Annotated in this window: 21 protein-coding genes; 15 read left to right on the top strand and 6 right to left on the bottom strand. The window is 69.8% G+C overall.

Annotated features, from left to right (window positions below; genetic code table 11):
* Window positions 1-43: 43 nt before the first annotated feature.
* The gene (locus CQ044_RS19800) at window positions 44-1,684 is read right to left on the bottom strand and encodes a LuxR C-terminal-related transcriptional regulator (protein ID WP_105687999.1); all 1,641 of its coding nucleotides are present in this window, start codon (window positions 1,682-1,684) and stop codon (window positions 44-46) included.
* 193 nt (window positions 1,685-1,877) lie between these two features.
* Here CQ044_RS19800 and CQ044_RS08125 point away from each other — a divergent pair, with 193 nt between their 5' ends.
* The 6 genes from CQ044_RS08125 to CQ044_RS08100 all read left to right on the top strand — a co-directional run bounded on the left by CQ044_RS08125 (window position 1,878) and on the right by CQ044_RS08100 (window position 8,866).
* Window positions 1,878-3,089, top strand: a complete 1,212-nt coding sequence (locus CQ044_RS08125) for an MFS transporter (RefSeq protein WP_105687998.1) — start codon at window positions 1,878-1,880, stop codon at window positions 3,087-3,089.
* Between the two features lie 245 nt (window positions 3,090-3,334).
* Window positions 3,335-4,714: a hypothetical protein gene (locus tag CQ044_RS08120; RefSeq protein ID WP_105687997.1), complete on the top strand. Its 1,380-nt coding sequence runs from the start codon at window positions 3,335-3,337 to the stop codon at window positions 4,712-4,714.
* Between the two features lie 155 nt (window positions 4,715-4,869).
* Window positions 4,870-6,153: a hypothetical protein gene (locus CQ044_RS08115; RefSeq protein ID WP_105687996.1), complete on the top strand. Its 1,284-nt coding sequence runs from the start codon at window positions 4,870-4,872 to the stop codon at window positions 6,151-6,153.
* A 278-nt stretch (window positions 6,154-6,431) separates the two neighbouring features.
* Complete coding sequence (locus CQ044_RS08110; protein WP_105687995.1) at window positions 6,432-7,127, top strand: SGNH/GDSL hydrolase family protein; 696 nt, start codon at window positions 6,432-6,434, stop codon at window positions 7,125-7,127.
* 72 nt (window positions 7,128-7,199) lie between these two features.
* A complete protein-coding gene (locus CQ044_RS08105; RefSeq protein ID WP_105687994.1) occupies window positions 7,200-7,886 on the top strand; it encodes a flavin reductase family protein in 687 nt (228 codons plus the stop codon).
* Between the two features lie 86 nt (window positions 7,887-7,972).
* Window positions 7,973-8,866 carry a phage tail tape measure protein gene (locus CQ044_RS08100; protein WP_105687993.1) on the top strand — a complete coding sequence of 298 codons (894 nt, stop codon included), beginning with the start codon at window positions 7,973-7,975 and terminating at the stop codon, window positions 8,864-8,866.
* Window positions 8,867-8,877: 11 nt separating this feature from the next.
* On the opposite strand, the gene CQ044_RS08095 is transcribed toward CQ044_RS08100, so the two are convergent.
* Together CQ044_RS08095 and CQ044_RS08090 are read right to left on the bottom strand one after the other, a co-directional pair.
* Window positions 8,878-10,074 (bottom strand): mandelate racemase/muconate lactonizing enzyme family protein, encoded by a 1,197-nt coding sequence (locus tag CQ044_RS08095; RefSeq protein WP_181158226.1) that lies wholly within the window; start codon window positions 10,072-10,074, stop codon window positions 8,878-8,880.
* A 53-nt stretch (window positions 10,075-10,127) separates the two neighbouring features.
* Complete coding sequence (locus tag CQ044_RS08090) at window positions 10,128-11,078, bottom strand: D-2-hydroxyacid dehydrogenase (RefSeq protein ID WP_105687991.1); 951 nt, start codon at window positions 11,076-11,078, stop codon at window positions 10,128-10,130.
* 153 nt (window positions 11,079-11,231) lie between these two features.
* Here CQ044_RS08090 and CQ044_RS08085 point away from each other — a divergent pair, with 153 nt between their 5' ends.
* Complete coding sequence (locus CQ044_RS08085; RefSeq protein ID WP_105687990.1) at window positions 11,232-12,152, top strand: dihydrodipicolinate synthase family protein; 921 nt, start codon at window positions 11,232-11,234, stop codon at window positions 12,150-12,152.
* A gap of 16 nt (window positions 12,153-12,168) precedes the next feature.
* On the top strand, window positions 12,169-12,858 hold the full coding sequence (locus tag CQ044_RS08080) for a FadR/GntR family transcriptional regulator (RefSeq protein ID WP_105687989.1): 690 nt from the start codon (window positions 12,169-12,171) through the stop codon (window positions 12,856-12,858).
* A 31-nt stretch (window positions 12,859-12,889) separates the two neighbouring features.
* On the opposite strand, the gene CQ044_RS08075 is transcribed toward CQ044_RS08080, so the two are convergent.
* From CQ044_RS08075 to CQ044_RS08065, 3 genes are read right to left on the bottom strand one after another with little or no spacing between them, the layout of a single operon-like run.
* Window positions 12,890-13,996 carry a hypothetical protein gene (locus CQ044_RS08075; protein ID WP_105687988.1) on the bottom strand — a complete coding sequence of 369 codons (1,107 nt, stop codon included), beginning with the start codon at window positions 13,994-13,996 and terminating at the stop codon, window positions 12,890-12,892.
* Window positions 13,993-14,583 carry a serine O-acetyltransferase gene (locus CQ044_RS08070; protein WP_181158225.1) on the bottom strand — a complete coding sequence of 197 codons (591 nt, stop codon included), beginning with the start codon at window positions 14,581-14,583 and terminating at the stop codon, window positions 13,993-13,995. Before CQ044_RS08070 ends, CQ044_RS08075 begins: the two co-directional genes overlap by 4 nt.
* A 23-nt stretch (window positions 14,584-14,606) precedes the next feature.
* A complete protein-coding gene (locus tag CQ044_RS08065) occupies window positions 14,607-16,229 on the bottom strand; it encodes an FAD-dependent oxidoreductase (RefSeq protein ID WP_219844936.1) in 1,623 nt (540 codons plus the stop codon).
* 149 nt (window positions 16,230-16,378) lie between these two features.
* On the opposite strand from CQ044_RS08065, the gene CQ044_RS08060 reads away from it, so the two are divergent.
* From CQ044_RS08060 to CQ044_RS08030, 7 genes are read left to right on the top strand one after another with little or no spacing between them, the layout of a single operon-like run.
* The gene (locus CQ044_RS08060; RefSeq protein ID WP_105687986.1) at window positions 16,379-17,092 is read left to right on the top strand and encodes a polysaccharide deacetylase family protein; all 714 of its coding nucleotides are present in this window, start codon (window positions 16,379-16,381) and stop codon (window positions 17,090-17,092) included.
* A complete protein-coding gene (locus CQ044_RS08055) occupies window positions 17,082-18,944 on the top strand; it encodes a hypothetical protein (RefSeq protein WP_105687985.1) in 1,863 nt (620 codons plus the stop codon). The genes CQ044_RS08060 and CQ044_RS08055 overlap by 11 nt, the downstream gene beginning before the upstream one ends.
* Window positions 18,945-18,980: 36 nt before the next feature.
* On the top strand, window positions 18,981-19,943 hold the full coding sequence (locus CQ044_RS08050; protein WP_105687984.1) for an alpha/beta fold hydrolase: 963 nt from the start codon (window positions 18,981-18,983) through the stop codon (window positions 19,941-19,943).
* Between the two features lie 8 nt (window positions 19,944-19,951).
* Complete coding sequence (locus CQ044_RS08045) at window positions 19,952-22,024, top strand: glycoside hydrolase family 36 protein (protein ID WP_219844935.1); 2,073 nt, start codon at window positions 19,952-19,954, stop codon at window positions 22,022-22,024.
* 2 nt (window positions 22,025-22,026) lie between these two features.
* Window positions 22,027-23,124: a Gfo/Idh/MocA family protein gene (locus CQ044_RS08040; protein ID WP_105687983.1), complete on the top strand. Its 1,098-nt coding sequence runs from the start codon at window positions 22,027-22,029 to the stop codon at window positions 23,122-23,124.
* Complete coding sequence (locus CQ044_RS08035; RefSeq protein ID WP_105687982.1) at window positions 23,121-23,993, top strand: PmoA family protein; 873 nt, start codon at window positions 23,121-23,123, stop codon at window positions 23,991-23,993. The genes CQ044_RS08040 and CQ044_RS08035 overlap by 4 nt, the downstream gene beginning before the upstream one ends.
* Complete coding sequence (locus CQ044_RS08030) at window positions 23,990-24,688, top strand: cupin domain-containing protein (protein ID WP_105687981.1); 699 nt, start codon at window positions 23,990-23,992, stop codon at window positions 24,686-24,688. Before CQ044_RS08035 ends, CQ044_RS08030 begins: the two co-directional genes overlap by 4 nt.
* Window positions 24,689-24,702 lie beyond the last annotated feature (14 nt).

The following is a 24,702-nucleotide window of genomic DNA, read 5'->3' as shown; positions in this document are numbered from 1 at the left end:
GTCACCCAGGGGTGCGGCCGTGCGGCGACCAGCGGCCGGGTCGTCAGAGCTCGCCGTCGCGCAGGAGGCCGCGACCTCGGGCGACGGCGATCGCATCTTCCCTGTTGGTCACTCCGAGCTTGCGGTAGAGACTCCTGACCTGCGACTTGACCGTGTTCGACGAGACGTAGAGGGTCGACGCCACGGCTTTGATCGATGAGGTGCGGACGAGTTCGCCGAGCACGACGGCTTCGCGCTCGGTCAGGTTCGCCTCGTCTTCCCCGTGCAGCAGGAGCGATCGCGCCGGGAGGTCCTGAGCGATGTCGGCGCGACCGGCGTCCGCGAGCGCTCTTCGCACCCGTTCCAGGTCGGAGGGCGGGATCAGCACGAGTGCCAGACGCTGACCGCTGTGCACCAGCACGGCGGCGAGCTGGAGAGCGAGCCTTGCGCTCCGCACCGACGGCGCGGACCGCAGCAGGGCGGCCAGTTCGATCGTCAGCCGTTCCGCCTCCGAGCGGGAGGAGAGTCCCGTGCCGGCGGCGCGCCGCGACTCGCTGAGAGCCGTGTCGATGCGCCCGAGGACCAGAGCGACCCGCGCCCGCTGGACGTGCGCGTCCGCGTCGGAGCCCGGATCGTGACGGAGGGCGACCGAGGCGGCATCGGGGTCGCCGAGGGCGAGATGGATCACTCCGCGTATGCCGGCGAGCCGATGCCGGGACGCGACGGATCGTCCCTCGGCGCCTCGCCTCGCGACGAAGGCGTCGAGCCGCGCGATCGCTTCGCCCGCTCTCCCGTCGACGAGCTCCGTCCAAGCCTCGACGATCGCGATCTCCACCCAGAACTCGATCGTGTCTGGGTCGTTGACCATGCTCGCCAGATGCTCGCGCGCCGTGGCGGTGTCGAAGCGCTCGAGGGCGATCATCGCTTCGGCCAGGCGGTAGAAGGTGCCGGGATACATCGACCTCTGGACGTCCGTCCAGGAGTCTTCACGCGCGAGCGCGGTGTATCGCGCGGCCAGCCCCATGTCGCCGCGGAAGGCGTGGATGCCCGCCAGCATCGAGATGTTCGAGAACCCGTTCTGCGGGCGCTCCGGCGCCGCTTCGGCGTAGCCCTTCTCCAGGGTCCCGAGCGCTTCGTCGACGTTTCCCGCGCGGTAGAAAGACGTCCCGATCTGGCTGTAGATCCGGGGGACGTCACCGACCTCCTCGCGCTCGGCGTCGCTCAGGCCGTCGAGCGCGCGCACGGCCGCCCGCGCAGAGCGGAGCCCGAGGCGGGGACGGCCGAGGAGGCGATACGCGACCGCTTCGCTGGCGCGGATGAGAGCGCGATCGATGGCAGGGAGCTCGCGCTTCCTGCCATGCGCCGCCCGCAGGACGGAGAGGAGGAGGCGGGCGGACCGGAGGCGGTGGTGCGGGAGGCCGTAGAACGACAGGCCGTACACGAATCCGAGAAGCGGACGGCTCTGGAGATCGGACGGCGGCAGGTCGCGGAGAAGTTCGCGAAGATCGTCCGAATGGGCAGCGATCAGCGCGAACCACTCGGCCCGGAGCAGATCCATGACGGCGTCGTAGTCCTCGATCGCGACGGCGTCCGAGATCTGGTGCACGGTCGCCGGCACGGCCAAGCCGGAGTGGTGCCGGACAGGATCCTCCGTGCTACTCGTGTCGCTCGTCTGTCCGTCTCCCAGAGCCGGCGTGCTCTCCATATCCGATATTCTGCCGGAGTCGCCGCACCCCGACCGACAGCGGGCGCGGCGCCATGCTCCGCGCGCCGATGCGCCCGCCCGACCATGCCGCCCAGGCCAGAGGTGGCACGCCGCACGAGAGGCTGTCATGACGCATGTCGCGGGAGAACCGCTACCCCGTGATCGCCAGGAAGCACCGGCCGACGAGTCGCGGATGCTCGGCCTGCAGGCGAACCTCGCGAAGTTCTTCCTGCTGGCCGCCCTCGTTCCTCCGGCGACCGTGGCGATCGCGCGACGAGCGTCGGAGCTCGAGGGAACGGACGCCGCCGCAGGCTGGACGGCGGCCACCATCGCCGTCGGCTCCGGCAGCGCGATCGTGGGCGCGCTGCTCGCAGGGCGGGCCGCCGACCTCGGAACGCGCTCGGCCCGTAGCCGCTGGTGGGTGCTCTTCGGCGGAACGGCGCTCGGGGTTCTCGCGCTCGCGTGGATGAGCCTCTCCCGTTCCGGATGGGAGCTCGCCGCCGGCTGGGGTCTGGCACAGGCAGGTCTGTCAGGAGCGATCGCCGTATCGCGTGCTCTGCTGACGCACGTGCCGGGCGTTCGGCGAGAGCGCAGTGCGGTGGTCATGATCGCGGTGTCGTCGGTGGGGCTGTTCATCCCCATCGCGTTGCTGATACTGCTGCCCGGATCTGCGTGGGCTACGTCGATCTGCCTCGCGCTGTGCGCCGTGGCCGTGGCCGCGATCGCACTGGTGCGGACCCCTGCGCCGGCAGCTGTCCAGCATCGCCCGAGGGCCTCCGCGCCCGCCCCCGAGGCGGAGTCATCGGGGGCGCCGCAGATGTCCTGGGGCGCCGTTCTCGTGCTCGGCTTCAGCTCGCAGGTCGCCTTGTCGGCGTACCTGACCTACCACCCGCTGGATATCGTGACGCGTCTCGGTCTCGAATGGGATCAGGCGACGCAGGCGGGGACCCTCGTCCTGGCCGTGGCACTCCTCGGCCTCGTCGGAGCGTCCGTCGTCATGCTGATCTTCCCCCGCGTGCTGAGACGCACGCTGCCCCTCCTGACGATCGCGGGTGTGCTGCTCGTGTCGGGATTGGTCCTCCGGGCGATGACGACCTCCCTCGTGCTGCTGGCGATCGCGGGCCTTCTCAGCGGGATCGCGATCGGCATCAGCACGACATTGCTCTTCACCGCAGCGTTGGCGCTCACGACATCGGAACGGGCGGGCTGGAGGCTGGGCGTGTACAGCGCCGTCACCGGCATCGGCTCGCTCATCGGTCCGTCGCTCGTGCTCGGGGCCGTGATCGCGATCAGGGGCGTTCCGGACTACTCCGCACTGTTCCTGCTGCTCGCCCTCATCCCGTCGAGTTGGATCGCCGTCGCACTCACGGCGATCCTCCGCCCGCGACGCACAGAAGCACGGTGATCCGGCCCGTCGCCGAGGCACGGTGACCCCTTTTCACCCCCGTTTCACCCCGGAATCCGTCGCTTCCTCCGAGCCGCTCGGACAGTCTGTTCAGTATCCGATACCTGCCGAGCGCGGGGAGTGCGGCAGCTCCGCCGGCGTGAGCGGAAGACGTTCATGCCTGATTGCGGGATGCGATCCTCGCGCCTGCTGTCCGCGCCGTGAATCCGGATTCCAGAGCGCAAAAACGAAGGAGACATGCCGAGATGGTGCAAGGACGTGCAGGCGAATCGCTGGAGGCCACGGACGACGGCGGCGCCGTTCGGGACGGCCGGGTCAGTCGGCGCACGGTGGTCCGGGGCGCGGCGTGGAGTCTCCCCATCATCGCCACGGCTGCGGCGATGCCGCTGGCTGCGGCGTCCGTGGCCGCACCGGCCCTGAAGTTCGTCAACGGCCCTTACACGGCGACCGGGTGCGGGCCTCTGGGTGACGTTGTTCTGAATCTGACGTCGAACGGCGCGACGCCCGACGCCGGAAAGACCGTGACGGTCACGCTCCCGGCTGGGCTGCGGTGGGCGGATGGGTCGACCGCCCCTAGATCCTTCTCTCCGACGGACGCGACCGGCAGCATCACCATCCCCTCCGGACAGATCCTCGGCGCATCCGCAACCAACGCTGTGCTCACCGCGACGTCCAGCACCGGCGCCACGGCAACCGCCCCAGCGACCGTCACCCCGAATCTCGTAGCCCGGGACTGGCGTGCCGGTGATGGGACGATCGTGACGTTCGCGAACCCGGCCGCGACGTCGGCCGGGTGGAACTTCTTCTTCGGCCCCGGCGGAAAGCTGTATCACGGTGACACGCTGATCGCATCGAACGTCTCCAGCGCCGTCGGCGACACCCAGGGCGACGCGACCAACGGGGTGTTGGACGGCGTCGCATACGTCGACGAGAACGGCGTCGCACACATCTGGAGCTGGGATCCGGCGACCAACGCGATCAGTGCAACCGCCCTCACCGGCGTTCCCACGGGGGCGCGCGCGGTGGGCTGGAACTTCTTCCTCACCCCGGCCGGTGCGCTCTACCACGGCAACGACCTCATCGACACGGGCGTCACGAGCGCCGTCGGCGAGCAGATCGTCGGCGCCGAGTCCGTGACCTATGTGACGAACGGCCAGGCGCGGATCTACTTCATCAACCCCGCAGACCCGTCCAGCGCGATCCAGCGCGACTTCCCGGCCGTCCCCAACGGCGCAGGAGTGAAGGCGGTGGGCCACAACTTCGTCCTCACCGCCGGTGGAGACCTGTACCACAGCTCAGGTGAGCTGGTCGGGACCGGCATCAGCGCCGCCGTCGGCGACCAGCTGGGCGACCTGACCACCGGAGCCAGCGACGGGGTCTCCTACGTCGAAGGAGGAGTCGCCAAGTCGTACCAGTGGTTCCCCGACGGGTCGACTCCGATCACAACCACGTTCGCCACCGTGCCGGCAGGCGCCACCCCGGTCGGCTGGAGCTTCTTCCTCGCCCCCGACGGCGGGCTCTTCCACGGCAACGACCTCGCGGCGTCGAACGTGGTCAGCGCGGTCGGCGGCGAGTTCACCGCCGGCGTCGACGGCGTCACCTACGTCGAGGCCGTCGCGTGCTGATGCCCGCAAGGCGAAGCCAAGAGATCACAGCGAAAGGAAGCATCACGATGGTGCAAGGACGTGCAGCGGGAAAGAACCAGGAGCCGAGCGCGCCTGGGGGTGGGCCGTCGACTGCCACGGCGGGACGGATCAGCCGGCGTACGATCGTTCGCGGTGTGGCCTGGAGCGTCCCCGTGATCGCGACCGCCGCCGCCATGCCGCTGGCTGCAGCGTCGGTGGGCGCTCCGACCTTGAAGTTCATCAACGGCCCCTACTCCGTGGGCGGCTGCAGCAACCTGACCGACGTGACGCTCGCGGCGACCACGAACGGCACGACTCCCGCAGCGAGCACGACGGTGAGCGTCGTCCTGCCGAGCGGCCTCACCTGGGCGGACGGGTTCACCGGCCCCCGCAGCTTCACCACCGACCAGAACGGCAAGGTCGTCCTGCCCGCGATCACCGCGAAGCCCAACGCGGCCTCCGTTCCGACGATGGGCGCGTCGATGACCGGGGCGAACGCGACCGCGCCGGTGGCGGTGACGGCTCAGGTCGGCGCGAAGATCTACGACGTCGTATCGAGCGGGAACCCGCCCGCGACCGGGATCCCGCTCGGTTCCGTCGCCGTCGGCCACGGAACCTTCCTCAACCCCGACGGCAGCCTCGTGTACTTCAACACCGTCGCAGGGAAGGCGATGCCGCTCGCGACGAACGTCACCAGCGGCACGACCGTTCTCATCGGCGGCACCCAGTCCTACTCCACGTACGTGTCGGGCGGGGTCGCCATGGTGCAGGACGTGGCGACGGGCACCACGATCACCGCGGCCGGTGTGCCGAACGGATCCACCGCCGTCGGTCACGCGACGTTCCTCGCCGCCAACGGCGACCTGTACTACTTCAACTCGGCCACCAACACGTCCGTCCTCGTCGCGTCCGGGGTGTCGGGCGCGAAAGTGTCGCTCTTCGCCGGCACGCAGCCCGTGCTGACGTTCGTCGCGGGCGGCGCCGCGAGGGCGTACAACGCCACCACCGGGAGCTACGTCACCGCGATCGGAGTCCCGGCCGGAACCACCGCGGTCGGCCACTCCACGTACCTCGCACCCGACGGGCTCCTGTACTACTACCGGGCCGCGACCGGCACCGCGATCGTGGTCAGCTCCGGGGTGTCCAGCGCGACGACGGCGCTCCACGGCGGCACCGATCCCTACGTGACGTACGTGACCACCGGCATCCCCGCGGTCTACAGCGTCACCAACGGCACGTACCAGACGGCGACGGGCGTCCCCGCGAACTCCGTCGTCGTCGGGCACGCGACCTACCTCGCCCCCGACGGCCGGCTGGTCTACTACAACGCCGGAGCCAACGCCCCGATCGTCCTCGACACGGGCGTGACGAGCGCCGTCGTGCACCTCTACGGCGGCACCGACCCGATCGCGACCTACACGCACAACCTCGCCTGCTGACGCGGCGACGGAATGGCGGCAGCGCGTATGCCGCCATTCCGGCCGGCGCCGCGAACGGGCGGCGGAGCGCCTCGCCGACCGTCTGGGGAACGGCCAGCCGTCTGGGGAACGGCCACTGAAGGTCGAGGCGCCCCACCCGGCCCGAGTCCCGCTGGGCCGATCGGGGTCGTGCACAACCCCGTCCGATGATGATGCAGCCGATATACCAGTTAGGCAACCCCACCGCGCCGCGTCATCGATCTCGAACGGTGCGCGGCAGTGCCCGGCAGAATGGATCCATGACCGCCGACGCCGACGTCCTCGCCCGCGCCCTCTCCGCAGACGCCCCGCTCACCTGGGTGCTCACGGGAGATTCGATCACGCACGGGCTCGTGCACACCCAGGGCGGACGCACCTACGCCGAGCACCTGCACGAGATCGTCCGCGGCGAGCTCGGGCGGGTGCACGACGCGGTCATCGACACGGCGATCAGCGGCTGGCGGATCGTGCAGATCCTGGAGGACTTCGACCGACGGGTCGCGACGTGGCACCCTCAGGTGGTCACACTCATGATCGGAACGAACGACTGCTCCGACGGGGGCGTGTTCCCCGTGATCACCGCTGCGGACTTCGCCCTGTCGCTCACGGAGTTCGTACGGCGCGTGCGTGCGCTCGGCGCCATCCCGGTGCTGCAGACGCCGCCTGCGGTGGACGTGCCGAACGCTCCGGAGCGCGCCCGCATCGGCGCGTTCGCCCAGGCGGTCCGCGATGTCGCGGCGGCCGAGCACACGATCCTCGTCGACCAGTTCGCCCGCTACGCCGAGCTCGGCGGCGGCGGGGTGCCGTGGGGCCTCATGAACGACCCGTTCCACCCCAACGCCGCGGGGCACCAGGCCCTCGCCCTCGAGCTCGCCACGGTGCTCGGACTGGACCCGGCCGGATCCCGCGTGCTTCCGAAGCTCCGCGCCGACGTCGCCGCCGCGCGACTCGACTGAGCCGCGCAGCGCTCGCGGTGCGCTGTCCGATTTCCGCCAGACCCGCGGAGCGGATCCGCCGAGACTGAGGACATGGACTTCCTCACGGCGCTCGATCCGCACACCACGATCTCCCCGGCGATCCTGTACTTCGGCACGCCCGTGTCGCTGCTGTCGACCGTCGACGAGCAGGGGCACCCGAATCTCGCGCCGAACTCGTCGCTGTGGTGGCTCGGCCAGAACGCGGTGATCGGCATCGGATCCCGCAGTCAGACGGCGCAGAACCTGCTCGCGACGGGCGAGGTCGTGATCAACCTGCCCTCCGAGCACGAGGTCGACCACGTGGACCGGCTCGCGCTGACCACCGGACGCCGGGAGGTCTCGGCTCGGCGGCAGGCGGCCGGCTACCGGCACGTGCGCGACAAGTTCGCCGAGGCGCGGGTCACGCCCCTCGATTCCGAGACCGTCGCCCCGCCGCGCATCGCGGAGTTCCCGGTGCATGTCGAGGGCGTCGTCGCGAAGGTGCATCCGCTGGGCGGCGCCGCGAACGCCGCCGAGGCCGACCTGCTCGCGGTCGAGGTCGCCGTCGCGCGTGTCCACGTGCGCGAATCGCTGCGCCTCGCGGGGCATGCCAACCGCGTCGATCCGGAGCGTTGGGATCCGCTCATGCTGAGCTTCCAGCGGTTCTTCGGGCTGGGTGCGGAGACGCGGCCTTCGCGCCTGGCCACGATCGACGAGGAGTGGTACCGGGGGTCGTCGGCGCCGGTGGCGGCCGGGTGACGGACGCACCGGTCCTGACGAGGCTGCTGTGACCTGTGCCGCGCCGATGACGGGGCGGATCCGACCGGCATAGGCTGTGGATCATCATGGACGCTCTCAACCAGATCTTCGCGTGGTTCGGTGGCCACTGGTGGATCATCTTCCCCCTCATGGGCGTGGGTGGCGCCATCGTCGGGCGGCTGCAGGGCCTCTCCCGCCAGCACCACAAACAGAAGCTGGAGACGCTGCGACTGAAGGGCGAGATCAAGGCCGCCCAGCTCGCCGCGCGGGGCCAGATCGTGCCGCAGCTCTCTCCGCGGGAGATCGCGCAGCAGCAGGCGAACTCCTCCAAAGAGCTGCTCGAGCGCCTGTTCGCCGAACACGACGAGATCACCGCCCGCTGGCTGGACTACGAGCTCGATGTCGCCAAGATGATCGCGTTCCCCGCGATGAGCGACGGGCGCCAGCCGCTGACCGCCGCCTTCCTGCGCGCGAAGAAGATCGCCGACGCGCTGCGTCCGAGCTCCTCCGACGCGAAGATCACAGAGCAGCAGGTCACCGAGTACCTCGACGCCGTCGGCAACTACGCCGTCGCGTTCGAGATCGCGGAGAAGGACGCCCGCCGCCTGCGCGACTCGACGTTCACCGACGACGAGCGCAAGCGACTCGAGCGCGCGCAGCACATGCTCAAGGTCGCCGTCGACCAGTCCGCCACGCCCGCCGAACGCCAGACCGCCTACCGTCGCGTGCGCGAGGAGCTGGACGGCCTCATCGACCTCTCCGACGCCGCCGTCGAGAATCTCGAGAAGAAGGTCGCACTGCAGCTCGAGCAGGGTCGTGCACCAGAGCCCGTGACGACGACCGATCCGATCGCCGCTGCGGATCCGCTCGCTTCGGTCCCCATGCCGGAGCCGGTCGCAGATCCGATCCCGGTGCGGGATCCTCTCGCGAAGGCCGATCCACTGCCGCAGACCGCGCCGTTGCGCAACCCGGAGCACTGACCCGGGCGGTCTCAGACCGGCGCCCAGCCGTCCTCGGCGATGGTGCTGTCGACAAGACAGGAATAGACCGCGTCCTCGCGAAAAGGGAACTCCTGCTCGATCTCGGCCGTGAGTTCGATCCCGAGTCCGGGCTTCTCGCCGAGCGAAACCAGGCCATCCTCCACGGTCACGACGCCGCGCAGCAGCTCCGCCCGCAGCCCGAAGCGCGGCAGCGGCCACTCGACGACCTCGCCGCCGCCGGCGGATGCCGCGTGGTAGTTGGCGAGGACCCCAACTCCCGCACCCCAGCAGTGCACATATACCTCGGTCGCCATCTCACGAGCAGCAGCGAAGACGTCGAGGACAGGGCCGACGCCGCCGATCACGGTGGCATCCGGCTGGACGATGTCGTATGCCCCCGCACGCACCCGGTCGCAGAGCTCGGCTTCCGTCGTGACGATCTCGCCGCCGGCGATCGGGATGTCCGTGCGCGCTCTGAGCTCTGGCAGGCGGTGGATCTGGTCGGGGCCCAGCACCTCCTCCAGGAACACGGGCACCGCTTCGCTCTCCGCGCCCAGCTGTCTCACGAAGCGGAGCACGTCCTCCACGGTCTGCGAGGGCACGACGAGATTCTGGGTCATGTCGATCGCGATGCCGACCCCCTTCTCGGCGGCGGCGACCTGCGTCCATCGCACCTTGTCCGTCCGGGTCCCGCGGGCGCGGATCTTGAACACGTCGATCCCCAACTGCGAGACCTGCTCGATCTCCGCCCGCATGGCCTGCGGAGTCCGAGAGTCGCCACCGCTGGCATACGCGCGGAGAGGCCGATCGCTCGCCCCGCCGAGGAAGCGCCAGAGCGGCACACCCGCCGATCGGGCGGCGCAGTCCTGCAGGGCGATCTCGATCGCGCTGATGACGTGCCGCGCCGCTCCCTGAAGGCTCCAATAGCCCGTCGCGGTGACGAGATCCCGGATGCGGGATCCGAGCGGCTCGGACTCCGCGCCGACGAGGATCGGCTCGAGGAGCTCGACGATGCTGCGGAAGACCTGGGGAGCGAAGACGGCGAGGTATCCTTCGCCGATTCCGACGGTGCCGTCGCTCAGCGTGATCTCGACGAATCCCGCGGTCCGTACACCACCAGGAAGATGCAGGATGTTCTCCATGCTGCTCCCCGGCTCCCCGCACGGGGCGCTCAGCAGGATCGGTCGGACTCTTCGGATGGTGGCCATCGGTCCTTCTTCTTCGTGGTCGTGGACGTACGGGTGTCTTCCGGGCGCACTCGTCAGTATCCGAGCCGCGCATCGACCTGGCCGTCGAGCGGCTCGCCCGTCTTCCACCGCGCCAGGTTCGCCAAGAAATACGCAGCCTTGTCGGCGAGCTCGTCGCGATGCCCGCCCCCGGTGTGCTGGGTGAGGACGGCGCCCGGCGCGGCCCACAGTCGACTCGTCGGGGGCAGAGGCTCCTCCTGCGTCACATCGAGCGCGCATCCTCCGATCTCGCCGGCTTCGAGAGCGTCAGCAAGGGCTTCCTCGTCGATCAGGTCCCCGCGACCGATGTTCACGATGACCGCCGATCGGGAGAGCCTCGCGAGCCGCTCACGATCGAACAACAGCCGCGTGCCCGGCGTGCTCGGCAGGCAGCTGATGATCAGATCGGCGCCGGGCAGCGCGGCGTCGAGCGATGTCAGATCGTGCAGCTCAGCCCGCGGTGAGCTGCGGGCGAAGCTCTGCACGCTGGCGCCGAACGCCTCGAGCAGATGCCGGACGTGCCCTCCGATCGCGCCCGCGCCGAGCACGAGTGCGTTGCTGCGTGCGAGGAGGGCCGTGTCGGGTCTCACCTCCAGGCTCTGCCAGCGTCGCTCGTGCTGGCCGCGGGCGAGGGCGCTCACCCCGCGCATCAGGCTCAATGCGCCGGCGAGAGCCGTCTCCGCGGCAGGCTCGGCGAACTGTCCCCGGAGGTTGGTGACGAGGATCCCGCGCTGTGAGATCTCGGCGGCACTGTCCCGGTAGTACTCGAAGCCGGTCGATTCCAGCTGCAGCCAACGCAGAGCGGTCAGGCGCGGGATCCAGGAAGCAGGAATCGTGCCGAAGACGATCTCGCAATCCCGATAGACGTCGCGCCACTCCGGCGCCTCTGCATCGGAGACTCGCCACTGGACTACCTCGTCGATCAGCCCCTCACGGCAGAGTGAGCGCGCACGATCGTCGAGATGGGCGAGCACAGCGACATTCATGGAGCTCCTCGAGGAAAGATCAGATATCTGACAACTAAGCTAGAGAGAGGGGGCATTCGAGTCAAGCGCGAACCGTTCGCGTACGCTCGCACATTTGACGAGTTATCAGATATCTGATCTACTGCTGCTCGCATCCGAACGAAGGGAAGGCGCATGAGCCGATTCGAATTCTGGGCGGCGGCCCTCGCGCCGTACGACGGCGCGGGGCGGGTGGACGTCTCACGAGTGCCCGAGCAGGCCGAGCACTTGCGCGCGATCGGCGTCAGCGGCGTGTTCGTCAACGGCACGACCGGCGAGTTCCCGCTTCTCACGATCGAGGAGCGGGTGGAGATCCTCGAGGCCTGGATCCGAGCGCGCCCGGACGGATTCTCGATCGGCGTGCAGGTGGGCGGCCTGCCGATCGAACCGACGAGAGAGCTGGCAGCCCACGCCGCGGGACTCGGCGTGGACCTGATCTCGAGCGTCGCGCCGTACTACGGGCAGGCGCCGACGGTCTCGCACACGATCCGCTGGCTTGCCGAGGTGGCGGACGCCGCAGGGGCGACACCGTTCTGCTACTACCAGATCCCTTCCATGACGGGGTCTACCCAGCGTCCGAGCGAGATCCTGACGGCGGCGAAGGCGGAGATCCCGACGCTCGATGCCGTGAAGTACACCGACGAGGACCTCATGGAGCTGGATGCGATCCAGCGGGCCCGTCCGGACGTGCGCATCTTCTTCGGACGCGACGAGCTGCTCCCCGCGGCGCTCGCCACGGGGGCGGAGTCGGCGATCGGGAGCCTCTACAACGGGCTGGCTCCTCTCGCGCACGCCGCCGTGGACGCGTTCGACAGCGGGGACGTGCAGCGCGCGCACGCGCTGCACAAGCCCTTCCGCGACATCGCGCGCGTCGCCACCGGCCCCGGCTTCGTGAAGGAGCTCATGAACGAGCTCGGCCCTGACGTCGGCCCTGCTCGGGGAGTCTGGGGCCCGGTGAGCGCCGACGACCGTGCGGTCATCGATCACCTCGTCCCCTCGCTGCGCGCCATGATCGCGGAGGCATCCGCGTCCCGGGACACGGCGGACGCCGCGTGAGCAGTACCGTCGGAGCATGAGACCAGACGGCCCGATCTATCTCGTCGCACAGCGCAGGCTGCGCGACTACATCCGCGAGCACGATCTCGCTCCGGGAGACCGGCTTCCGAGCGAGGCCGACCTCGCCGCGGAGCTGGGTGTCAGCAGGCTCACGCTGCGGGAGGCGACCCGCAGCCTGCAGACGCTCGGCGTCATCGAGGCGCAGCACGGGAACGGCCTCTTCGTCTCCGAGTTCTCGTTCCGTCCCATCATCGAACAGCTCCCCTATGGGATGGCGGGCCTGGGGTCCGCCATCCAAGAAGTGCTCGTGGCTCGCGAGTCGATGGAGGTCGGCCTGATGTCGGCCGTCGTGCGCGCCGGCCTCAGGGAGGAACTCGAACGCTGCGCGCTCATCGCGAAGGAGATGGTGGCGCGCGATGAACGGGGCGAGGACTTCCGTGATCTGGACGAGGAGTTCCATCGCACGCTGTACTCGGGGCTGAAGAACTCCCTCGTGGACAATCTCATCGACATGTTCTGGCATCTCTTCGGCGAACTCCGGCGCGAGATGGGGGACCGGATGCCCGCACCGTCCCCGGGACGTGGCGCGGTGCACGCCCGCATCGTGGAGGCGCTGATCGCAGGAGACGAGGCTCTTGCGATTCGGCGGATGAGCGAGCATTTCGAGGACCTGCGCCGACGAGTCGGCGAGTTCGACGCCGCCTGAGGCACCGCCGAAGCTCGGGTCGCCTGCGACGTCAGTCCAGCTGCAGCACCGCAGCACCGCGTCGCCGCACATCACCGTCGCCGTCGAACTCGACATGGTTGAACACGACGGCCGTCCCGTCGGGGACGAAGGACGGGTGCGGGTGGTACGGGTGCGCGATGAATCCGGTCTCCGCCAGCACCCGACGCCGACCCGTGAGCGCGTCGATCATCACGATCGAGCTCGCCCTCCCCGCATCGGACCACCCGCGGCCCCGGGCGAGAGCGGACCCGGTGGTATCGACGATGATCGCACTGCCGTCCCGCGAGATGCCGCAGTGCCAGTCCCGATCGCCGGGAGACACGAGACGAGGTGCGCGACCATCGACGTACGTCTCGTACACCCCGCGCGGGCCGGCCGGCGACTCGCCGTAGGCGATCACGACCGCACCGACATCGTGGAACTTCCAGCGCTCGTGGCCGATCGCGACCGCGGCCCCTGGAGTATCGGAGATCTGACGCTGATCGACGACCTGGCGACCCGACGGCGCGTGCTGCGCGTGCCAGGCCCACATCCGATCGTCGACCGAGGTCGACGCGCCCTCGTGCGAGTAGCCGACCCACGACTCGTCCGCCGGCGCGACGTGGAAGTGGTTCGCATGCCAGGGGTGCCGCAGGATCTCTCTCGTGTCGCCTCCCGCGAGATCGAGCAGGAGCGCACGGTAATCGCCCTCGCACGACTCGCTGATCAGCGCCGTCCGCCCATCGGCGCTGACACTTGTCAAGCCATCGAGCTTCCACCCCTCGGAGACTCGATAGGCCACGCGAGGCCTGGGGGTCGCGGCGGAGAGCTCGACCTGGAAGACCGCACCCCCTCGCGCGCACACCATGGTCTGCGCCTGCAGGGCGATGTCGAACCAGGGGACGGAACGGTGCGGCGAGTCCTCCGTCCACGGCTCCACGACCTGATCCGACTCGGACGCGAAGAACTCCGCGGAGAGCAGCACCTCGGGCCCGCCCTCACCGTCCCATCGCACTCCGATGATCTCCTCAGTGCCGTCGGCCCTTCCGAGCGCGACGCGTCTTCCCTCGTCGTAATAGCCGTTGCTGTGCGGATAGGTGGCGTACGTGTCCTCGAGCAGCACTCGCGGCGTGGTCATCGGTTCTCCTCGTGCGGTTGTACGGCGTTCTGCGGTTGTACGGCGTTGTCCGGTTGTACGGCGTTCTGCGGCTGCGCGCGTCGATGCGTCACGGCTCGTGCGGGCACATCGCGGGAGACGAAGGATTGCGCGCCGATGGTCGCGCCCGCTCCGACGCGGACGGCTCCGGCGACGATGCTCTGGGGGAAGATCCTGACGTGCTCGGCGATCACGGGATAGCGACCCGCTTGATTGGCTCCCAGTGTCACCCCCTGATAGATCGTGACGCGATCGCCGATCACGACGCCGATCCCGATCGTCACGCCGTGCGGGTGCGGCAGATGCAGCGCCCCCAGGAACCGGGCCCCCGGCGACACATCGCATCCGTGCCAGCTCAGGAGAAGATTGCGCGCGACCCTCCCCATGGCCCCGCCTCCGGACGCCACTCGGAACAGCCATCCGGCGCGCAAGGACGGATGGGCGAGCCCTTGGAGAAGCGACGGGCTGCGCGCAACCTGCCCGCCGGCGAGCTCGCTCAGAAACCGGGCGTCGTCGTCGAGACCGCGCCGCGCATCCCGCAAGCGCCGGCGAATGCCGGGAGTCGTCATCGCACGCTCCATGATCCGCATCCCTAGTAGGGGTGCGCGCCGTCCTGCCAGTGCCGCTCGACTCCGGCGGCCTCGAGCTCACGAAGGTAGTCCGCCCGCAGCGCGCCGGCCTCGTGCACGGCGTGCGCAGGCGATCCCGTCGCGAGACAGTAGGCCGCCAGATGACCGGCGGCCTCGCCGATGTTCCACTCCACGGGATGCAGCCGATAGCAGCCGTTGGTCAGATGCGTCGTGCCGATGTTCTTGTTGGCTGCGAGCAGATTCGTCGTGCGCTCGGGGATCAGTGCACCCAACGGAATCTCGAACGGAGTCGAGGCGACGTCGATGTACGTGTCGCCGCCGGTCGACGGGTGGAGGTCGATCCGGTACATGCCCACCCCGACGGACTCCTCGTAGCGCGTGGCGCCGCGGTCGCCGCGCACCGCGTACGAGACGTCGTTCTCGGTGATGCGGGTCAGCGGACGGATGCGGCGCGACTCGCGGTGATACGGCGCCTGGGCCAGTCCGTCGGCGGATCCCATCACGTCGGGGCGGAGTCGCAGCCCTGGATAGCCGGTGCCGCCGTCGGCCCGCGGCGCCTCGGTCTGCATCCAGTACAGCATCGAGAGGCTCAGCTGCCGGGCGTCCGCGTACCGCTGCAGCTCCACATCGCGCGGGACGTCGAGCACCGGCGCCAGGAAGTAATCGATGCTCGGCCAGTTCACGAGGCAGAGGTCGCTGGAATAGAAGCCGGGTGCGAAGAGGTCTCGCGCGGCGATGCGCCGGAAGATCCAGAGGTTGTCGTCACCGGCGTTGCGCGATTGATCGGCGTCGACGGCGAGCGCGTCGTCCGCGGGGTTGGGTCCGAAGTCGCGAGCGCCCATCTGCAGCGTCCGCGGATTGGGAGCCGACCACGACAGCATCGGCTCCCCCTGCCACGCCGGAGGAGTGAAGGACCGCCAGAAGTCGTACCGCGCGGGCCGGTCGATCGTGTGGTCCCCGTCGACATGCTCCATCGCGAAGCACACGCTGAGCGCCTGCACGTTGTCCGGCTGCGCCTGGTCGGGAGCGCTGGGCTCTCCGGTGTCGTCCCGGGATTCGAAGCCGGTGACGTACTCGGTGCCGGTCAGCGGCAGGAGCTCTCCGGTCTCGGTGGCGTCGATCACGAATCGGGCGGTGACGACGCTCTGTACCCCGTCGATCTCCGAGGCGACCGTCACCGAGACGATCCGATCTCCGTCGACGGAAGCCGCCACCGGCCTCACCCGCTCCAGCAGCCGGATCCGTCCGGTCGATCGGTAGGGGGCGAGCATCTCCTCGAGCACGCCGTGCGCGACCCGGGGCTCGACGCAGAGCTTCGACACCCATCCGGCTCCGGGGTTCAGGGCGACGCGCTCCCGTGCCGCCCCGACCAGCGGGTAGCGCCGGCGATAGACGTCGCGGATCCCATCGCGAAGCGCGCGGTATCGAGCGGTGATCCCGAACGACTCCACCCAGGGGTGCTCGTCGGGAGGGACGGCCTGCGAGGTCAACTGACCTCCGATCCAGGGAAACTCCTCGGTGAGGATCACCATCGCCCCCCGTTCGGCCGCGGCGAGCGCTGCCGCGACCCCGCCGAGGCCTGCCCCGACGACGAGGACCTCGGTATCCAGATCTTGAACGGTCATGTCGTCCCCTTCGGTGGCGGAAAGCGCGTGAGAACCAACACTAGACTAATTCCATTAAATTGAAATAGGCTGATTCCAACACCTGTCGACCGCAGAAGGGGCGAGGACGTGGCACCCATGGCCGTCATCGATGACGGAAGGATCCGGGCATGACCGGCCGGCTGGCTCTGACCTTCGACGACCGCCATGTCGACAGCTGGGTGTCGGCGCGGCCGCTCCTCGATGCCGTCGGCGCACGAGCGACCTTCTTCCTCGTCGAGGCCGACCTGCTCGACCGTCGCGAGCAGTCCGGCATCCGCACCCTCCTCGCCGACGGACACTCGATCGGCTCGCACGGCGCCCGGCACCGCAACGCCGACGAGACGATCGCCCGCGCCGGCGCGGCCTCCTACCTCGCCGACGAGATCGATCCGAGCGTGCAGGCGCTGCGCGCCCTCGGCGCATCCGCCCAGACGTTCGCGTACCCGAACTCGCGCCGCGACGAGGCGAGCGACGACATCCTGCTCGCACGATTCGACCATCTGCGCACCGGTGGCCCGCGTACCGACGACCCCGCCGTGGCAGCCCGCGCGATCAGCGCGCCCGGTTCATCGGTGCGCGTGCATCCCGGCCGCGGCATCGACACCGCGCGCGGTGAGCACGCGCACCCTGCCGACGCCGACGTCTTGAGCGGGATGATGCGTCACCTCGCCGACCGCGGCGGGACCCTGGTGCTCTATGCGCACGACATCGCCGCGTCGTCACCGGCGAACCACATTCATCCCGATCGACTCCGCCGCATCCTGATCGAGGCCTCCGGCCTCGGCCTGGACCTCGTCGGCATGGACGCCCTCCCCGATATCGAAGGACATCGTGAACACTGACCCCCTCGCACTCGACGCTGCCCGACGCGGCGGCGACGCCGGCTACGACCCGAAGCGCGACCTGATCCTCGCCGACGCGACCCCGAATCCGATCCACACCAGGATCGTGAGCGGACGCGCACACCGCATTCGCGACAGCCTCGCCTACGTGCTCGCGCTCTGGGAGCTCCATCGCACGGGCGACACCGTCATCGACGGCGAGGCGCGCATCGTGCGCGCGGCGCGCGTGCTCGACGAGGTGCTGGCGCTGCAGGACACAGATCCCGCCAGCGCGACGTACGGGCTCTGGTCGTACTGGGCCGAGGAGCCGCTGAGCGAGATGTCGCCGCCGGACTGGAACTGGGCGGACTTCCTCGGCGAGTTCCTCGCGCTGCTCCTCCTCCGTCACGGCGACGACCTCGATCCCGCGCTCAGCGGTCGCGCCCGCGCGGCTCTGGGCCATGCCGCAGCCTCGATCGTCCGCCGCGACGTCGACCTCGACTACACGAACATCGCGGTGAAGGGCGCCTTCGTCATGCTCGCGACCGGGAGCCTCCTCGATGACGAGAGCATGACCGCGCGCGGGCGAGACCGTCTGCGTCGTCTGCATGCCTCCCTCACCGAGAGCCGGAGCTTCGCCGAGTACAACTCCCCCACGTACTGGCACGTCGTGATGGCCGCGTTCACCGGCATCCGGCAGTACATCGCCGACGCCGAGCTCGTCGGTCTCGCCGAGGACCTCGAACACGTCGCCTGGGAACACTTCCTCGCACGCTGGCACCCTCCGACGGGTCAGCTCGCCGGCCCCATGGCGCGCTGCTACGCCACCGATCTGCACCGGCGGCCAGGTCCCCTCCTCGTCGTGCAGCGCGTGGCCTCCGACACCTGGCGCTTCTTCGATGAGAGCACATTGCCCGCCGATGTCCAGGCCTCCCACGACGCCGTGCTCGACTACCGCATCCCCGACCGGCTTCGGCCGCTCCTGCACCGTCCGGCCGGGACGTCCACCGTGACGGAGACGTTCGCCGAGACGCACTACATCCCCGGACAGGTCGCCGGGATCTCCGCCGCGGCGGCGGCGGGGCACCCTCCGATCGCGGTGCCGACCATCGGCACCAGCTGGCGCGAGGGCAGCGTCACCCTCGGCAGCGTGAACTTCGGCGACACGTGGGTCCAGCGACGGCCGTTGCTCGGCTACTGGGCAGAGCCGGGCGACGATCCCTCCGACGTCGAGGCGGTCGCCCGGTACGTGTCGGTCGAGGTGCTGCGCGACGGGCACGGGTTCGCGGGCGGCTCTTTCAGCTCGGCGCAGGACGGCGGCGACGTCCTCTGGGCCTTCAGCTGCGCAACCCCCTCGGGTGATGCGCACATCCACCTGGACACGATCCCGGCGGGCGAACCCATCCGCACCACGACCCTCACCGTGCGGTTCTCGATCAGGGGGCTCGACGGCGCCGAGGTGCTGGTCGACGATCTCCCGCTGGGCGACGCCCCTCGCGACGGCGTGCGCCTCGTCCGCGTGCTGACGCGCTCCGTCCGGCTGGAGTGGCAGCTGGCCGCCGCACGATTCGACGGATCCGAGCGCTCCGCGCGCGTATCGAGGGTCGAGGGAGGGATCGACATCGACATCGACTGGATCGACGGCGACGAAGCGCAGGATCTCGTCTTCTCCGACCTCGCCGACGTCTTCGCCTCCGGGCTGCTGCGGCTCCGCAATGGCGCACTGGACGAGGCCCGCGTCAGCGTCGAGCACGCCGACGGCGTCGTCCGGCTCCGCACTTCCACCGATGGCGGAGACCTCGCGCTGCTGGCCCCCGCCATTGCGGGCTCACGCCTCGATCACGCACTCATCGCCTCGCGCAACCTCCGCTGACGACCCGACCCGACGCCCGAGACCAAGGACAGCACCATGGCACAGTTCGACCTCCCCCTCGATCAGCTCCAGAGCTACCAACCGCCGCGCGAGGAGCCCGCCGACTTCGACGGCTTCTGGACCGAGACGCTGCGCGCATCGCGTGGCCACGGCGGCGCGCGATTCACCGCAGCACCATCGCCCCTGCGCAGCATCCTCGTAGAAGACGTCACGTTCCCCGGCTTCGCGGGCCAGCCGATCAAGGGCTGGATGCTGCGGCCTGCGGACGGCGACATCCGCGGGACGGTGGTGCAGTACATCGGCTATTCCGGAGGACGCGGAGTGCCGGAGCAATGGACGCTGCTGCCGAGCGCCGGCTACGCGGTGCTCGTCATGGACAGCAGAGGACAGGGCAACAGCGGTGCGGCGGGCGACACCGCCGACCCGGTCGGCAGCGGCCCCCAGATCGCCGGCCGGCTCAGTGCCGGCATCGAGGATCCACAGGACTACTACTATCGGCGGATCTTCACGGACGCCGCGTGCGCCGTCGACGCCGCCCGCAGTCACGCCATGGTCGACCCGGATCGCGTGGTCGTCGCCGGCGGGAGCCAGGGCGGCGGCATCGCTCTCGCGGCGGCCGGGCTCTCCGACGGCCTCGCCGGGGCGATGATCGACGTGCCGTTCCTCAGCCACTTCCGGCGCGCACTGAGGATCACCGACGCGGCCCCTTACAACGAACTCACCCGCTACATGCAGACCCGACGGGGTGAAGAGGACGACGTCTTCCGCGTGCTGTCCTACTTCGACGGGGTGAACTTCGCCGCGCGCGCCACCGCGAGGGCGCTGTTCTCCGTCGCGCTGTGCGACACGGTGTGCCCGCCCTCCACCGTCTACGCCGCGTTCAACACGTACGCGACCGACGACAAGGAGATGGCCGTGTACCCGTACAACGGCCACGAGGGCGGCCAGTGGAACCAGACTCTCCGCCACCTCGCCTTCCTCGACGACGTGTTCTCCTGAGGGGCACTGTGACTCTGCACTGGACTCCGGGCCGTCTGGCTCTCGAGTTCTCCGGAACGTCGCCGGGCGCCGAGGCGCCGGTCGGTCTCTCTGGACTCGCTCTCGGCGCCGGCCCCTCCGCGGTGCGAGATCACCCGCTCGTCGACCTGTTCACGGCCGGCGAGCAGCACGGGCGCACCAGCCAGGCGTTCGTCCTGTCCGCGGTCGGGCAGCATCTGCGCTACGTCGACCACACCGCGCAGGCGGAGATCCTGCGCATCCGCCAGCGTGATGCCGCGACCGGCCTCGAGGTCGTCAGCGAATTCCGGGTGCGAGAGGGAGCGGATGCCGTGCAGTGGTCGCACACGGTGCGCAACGGCGGCGAGCGCGCGGTCACCGTCACCGCCGTGAGTTCGCTCGTGATCGAGCTCGCCGACCGCGACGAGGTCACGGCGTTGTGGGCCGAGAGCGAATGGCTCGCGGAGAACCGCTGGCAGGAACAGGCTCTCGCCGAGGCCCTTCCCGAGCTCGGACTCGTCGACCACGGCCAGGACGGTCGGGGTCGCTTCGCGCGCTCCAGCCACGGCTCCTGGTCGACCGGGGAGCACCTCCCCGTCGGGGTGCTCGCCCGCGAGGGAGGCCCCTCGCTCGCCTGGCAGATCGAGACGAGTGCCGGGTGGAGCTGGGAACTCGGCCAGACGCAGAGCTCGGTGGTGCTCACCGCGAGCGGACCGGGGGACCTCGAGCACCAGTTCGCCGAGCGCCTGGAACCGGGGGCGGAGCTCCATTCCGTACCGGCCGGCCTGGCCATCGCAGCGGGCGGGCGCGACGACGCCTTCGCGGCCCTCACCCGGTATCGACGTGCGCTGCGCGTGCTCCGCCCGATCGACGAGGCACTCCCGGTGATCTACAACGACTACATGAACACGCTCGACGGTCAACCGTCGACGCCCGCGCTGCTGCCGCTGATCGCGTCCGCCGCCCAGGCCGGTGCGGAGTACTTCTGCGTCGATGCCGGGTGGTTCACGGATGCCACCGACTACTGGTCGTCGATCGGCGTCTGGGAGGAGGCGCCGAGCCGGTTCGCGGGAGGCCTCGTCGAAGTGATCGACGCCATCCGCGCTCACGGGATGAGCCCTGGTCTCTGGCTCGAACCCGAGATCGTCGGCGTCGACTCCCCCGCGTCGCGCAGCCTCCCGCATGACGCGTTCTTCCAGCGCTTCGGCGAGCGCGTGATCGAGGCGCAGAGGTACCACCTCGATCTGCGGCATCCTGCCGCCAGGGCGCACCTCGACGAAGCCGTCGATCGGCTCGTCCAAGAGTTCGGGATCTCCTACTTCAAGCTCGATTACAACATCAACCCGGGGGTCGGCACCGACCGTGACGTCGCGGGCGCGGGCGCCGGCCTCCTCGGCCACACCCGCGCCCTGCGGGAGTGGCTCCTCGCCGCCCAGGAGCGGCATCCCGAGGTGCTGTTCGAGAACTGCGCGTCCGGGGCGATGCGAATGGACTACGCCCTGCTGTCCGTCGCGCATCTGCAGTCCACCAGCGACCAGCAGGATTTCCGGCTCTATCCGGCGATCGCCGCGGCCGCGCCGGCCGGAGTGCTCCCGGAACAGGCCGCGAACTGGGCCTATCCGGCGACCTCGATGACGCTCGCCGAGACTGCGTTCGCCCTGCTCGGCGGTCTGGCCGGTCGCATGATGCTGTCGGGATTCCTCTCCGACCTGCGCCCGGAGCAGCGAGAGCTGGTGCACGAAGCCGTCGCCGTCCAGAAGCGGTGGCGGCGGCGGATGGCGACCGCCGTGCCGCTCTGGCCGCTGGGCCTTCCCGGCTGGGACGACGAGGTGATCGCGCTCGCTCTGCGCTCGGACGACAGGGAACCGGACGGGGCCGAGACGCTGCTCATCGTCTGGTCGCGCGGCCAGGCCCGCCGCATCGCCCTCCCCGGTCTGGGGTCGGCGTCCGTCACGTGCGCGTTCCCTGCGGCATCCGACGCCTGGTCCGTCACGAGCGACGGGGACGACCTGGTGATCGACGTCCCCGCCGGATACACCGGCCGTGCATTCGCCCTCCACTCCACCCCTGAAAGCAGAGGCTGACCATGTCCCCCTCCCCCTTCCGCGCCGTCCTTGTCGGAGCAGGCGGCATCGCCGATGCCGTGCACATGCCGTCGATCCATGAGATCGGCCCTGAGGAGCTGATCGTGGACTCGGTCGTCGAGATCGACGATGATCGCCGAGCTGCGTTCGCCGCTCGCTGGGGGATCCCCCACCACACCGCGTCGCTCGACGAGGCGCTCGGACGGCGTCCCGACCTCGTGATCCTGTGCACTCCGCCGTCCTTGCACCGGGAACAGGTGATCGCCTGTCTGGAAGCCGGTGTGACCGTCTGGTGCGAGAAGCCGCCGGCGCTGAGCCTCGCCGACTACGACGCGATGACGGCCGGCGAACGCGACGGCGGTCCATGGGCGCCGATCGTTTTCCAGCAGCGCTACGGCTCCGGCGCACGGCATGCCCGCGAGCTGCTCGCATCCGGCGCGCTCGGGCGGCCGTTGCTCGCCCACTGCCAGACCACCTGGTTCCGCGGCGACGACTACTTCGCACAGCCCTGGCGTGGCAGCTTCTCCGGCGATGGCGGGCTGATCATGGCGCTCGGCATCCACCAGATCGACCTGATGCTCATGCTGCTGGGGGACTGGGAGGAGATCTCCGCGCAGGTCGCCCGGCGCCTGCGGGACATCGAGACCGACGACATCGCGACCGCATGGGTGCGATTCGCCGACGGAACCCTCGCGACGATCGCCAACAGTGCGGTGTCGCCCGCGCAGACGAGCCGCATCCGGCTCGACACCGAGAAGGCGACCGTCGAGCTCAGCCATCTCTACGGCTACGACAACGACGACTGGCGCTACACTCCCGCGCCCGACGCGAGCGCGGAGCTGGCGGCATCCTGGGCGAACCCTCTGCCGAACGAGCGCAGCACGCACACTCCGCAACTGAGGCGCCTCGTGGCCGATCTGCGTGCCGGCCGTCGCCCGGAGGCCAGCGGCGAAGACGGCCGTCGCGCTCTGGAGCTCGTCACGGCCCTGTACAAATCGGCGCTCACCGGAGAGACGGTGGCCCGCGGGAGCATTCGCCCCGGCGACCCCTTCTACTCCGCCCTGAACGGCGGCATCGGCATCAGAGCGGAGCACGCATGAACATCGTGGACCACGGAGATCTCGTCGTCGTCGAGCACGACGATGTGGACCTGGCGCGCTACGTCGTGGTGTCCGATGCCCCGGCGTTCGAGGCGCCCAAGCCGTACCTGCATCCGCTGCGCACGCTCGCCGGCGACGTGGTCACGAACTTCCGTCCGCACGACCACCGCTGGCACAAGGGATTGCAGCTGACGTGCACCGACCTGTCGGGTCATAACCTGTGGGGCGGCCACACCTGGGTCGACGGCACCGGCTACACCGCGCTCGACAATGTCGGCCGGATGGATCCGGCCGGGCCGGTCACAGTGACGAACGACGAGATCGCTCATGAACTCGTCTGGCGTTCGGCCCGCGGAGAGGGTCTCATCGGCGAGCACCGATCGCTGCGATTCGAGCTCCTCGACGACAAGACCTGGGCGCTGACGTGGACGGGAGAGCTGCGCAACCTCACCGATGAGAGTCTCTCGTTCGGGAGTCCCGCCACCCGGGGACTCGCCGGCTCCGGATACAGCGGGCTGTGGTGGCGGGGACCTCGGAGCTTCACGGGCGGCCAGGTGCTGCTGCCGACCGGCTCGACCCCGGCGTCCGAGGCCAGGGGTTCGGATGCGGAATGGCTCGCCTTCATCGGCGCACACGACGGCGTCGACCGCTCGTCGACCCTCGTATTCGAGCAGGCCACGCCGACCGAGAGATTCCGCACTCGGTGGTTCATCCGCTCGGAGGAATTCGCGGCGGTCAATCCCTCGTGGGCCTTCGAACGCACCTTTCCGCTCGAGCCCGATGAGACGGTGCGCATCGGCTATCGGGTGACGATCGCCGATGGCGCCCTCTCGCTCGAGGACATCGAGCACCTTCGGAGCCTTCGGTGACCGACCTGTTCCCCGGTGCGGTCGGCATCAGCCGACTGCGGGTGTACACGGACCGCGCGATCGACGGCCTGCGGGGCGGCAGCCCGCACCTGCACACGGTCTGCTCGGAGGGCTATCTCGTCACGAGCGGAACCGGACGGGTGCAGACACTCACCCTCGGCGAGGGTTTTCGGGAGACGGCGCTCGCCCCGGGTGCGCTCCTCTGGTTCGGCCCCGGCACCATCCATCGCCTCGTGAACGACGGTGATCTCGAACTCGTCGTGATCATGCAGAACTCCGGCCTGCCGGAGGCCGGAGACGCCGTCCTCACCTTTCCCGACGTGCACATATCGGCCGCCACGGCCTACTCGGCCGCCGCGCGCATCGACGGGCCGGATGCCGCTTCTCGCCTCACCGCGGCGATGATTCGCCGAGACCGCGCCGTCGAAGGCTTCTCGGCGCTGCGGGATGCCGCGGCATCCGGAGATCTCGATCCGCTGCGCCGATTCCACGCCCGCGCCGCCGCGCTCGTCGCCGATCACGCCGACACCTGGCGCGAACGCTGGCGCACCGGCGCCTGGACGGCCGCCGCGGCGACCTCCCGCCAACTGGACGCGCTCGCAGCCGCCGACACCGCCCACTTCGCGGATGCATCCACGCACCGAGCCGAGCCGGTCGAGCGGTTGGGCATGTGCGGCTGGTTGCGCGCATACTGAGCCGGGCCCGCGAT

Source organism: Microbacterium sp. MYb64 (assembly GCF_002979495.1).
GTDB classification, from domain to species: Bacteria; Actinomycetota; Actinomycetes; order Actinomycetales; family Microbacteriaceae; genus Microbacterium; species Microbacterium azadirachtae_A.
This window is presented reverse-complemented; position numbering and strand designations above follow the sequence as displayed.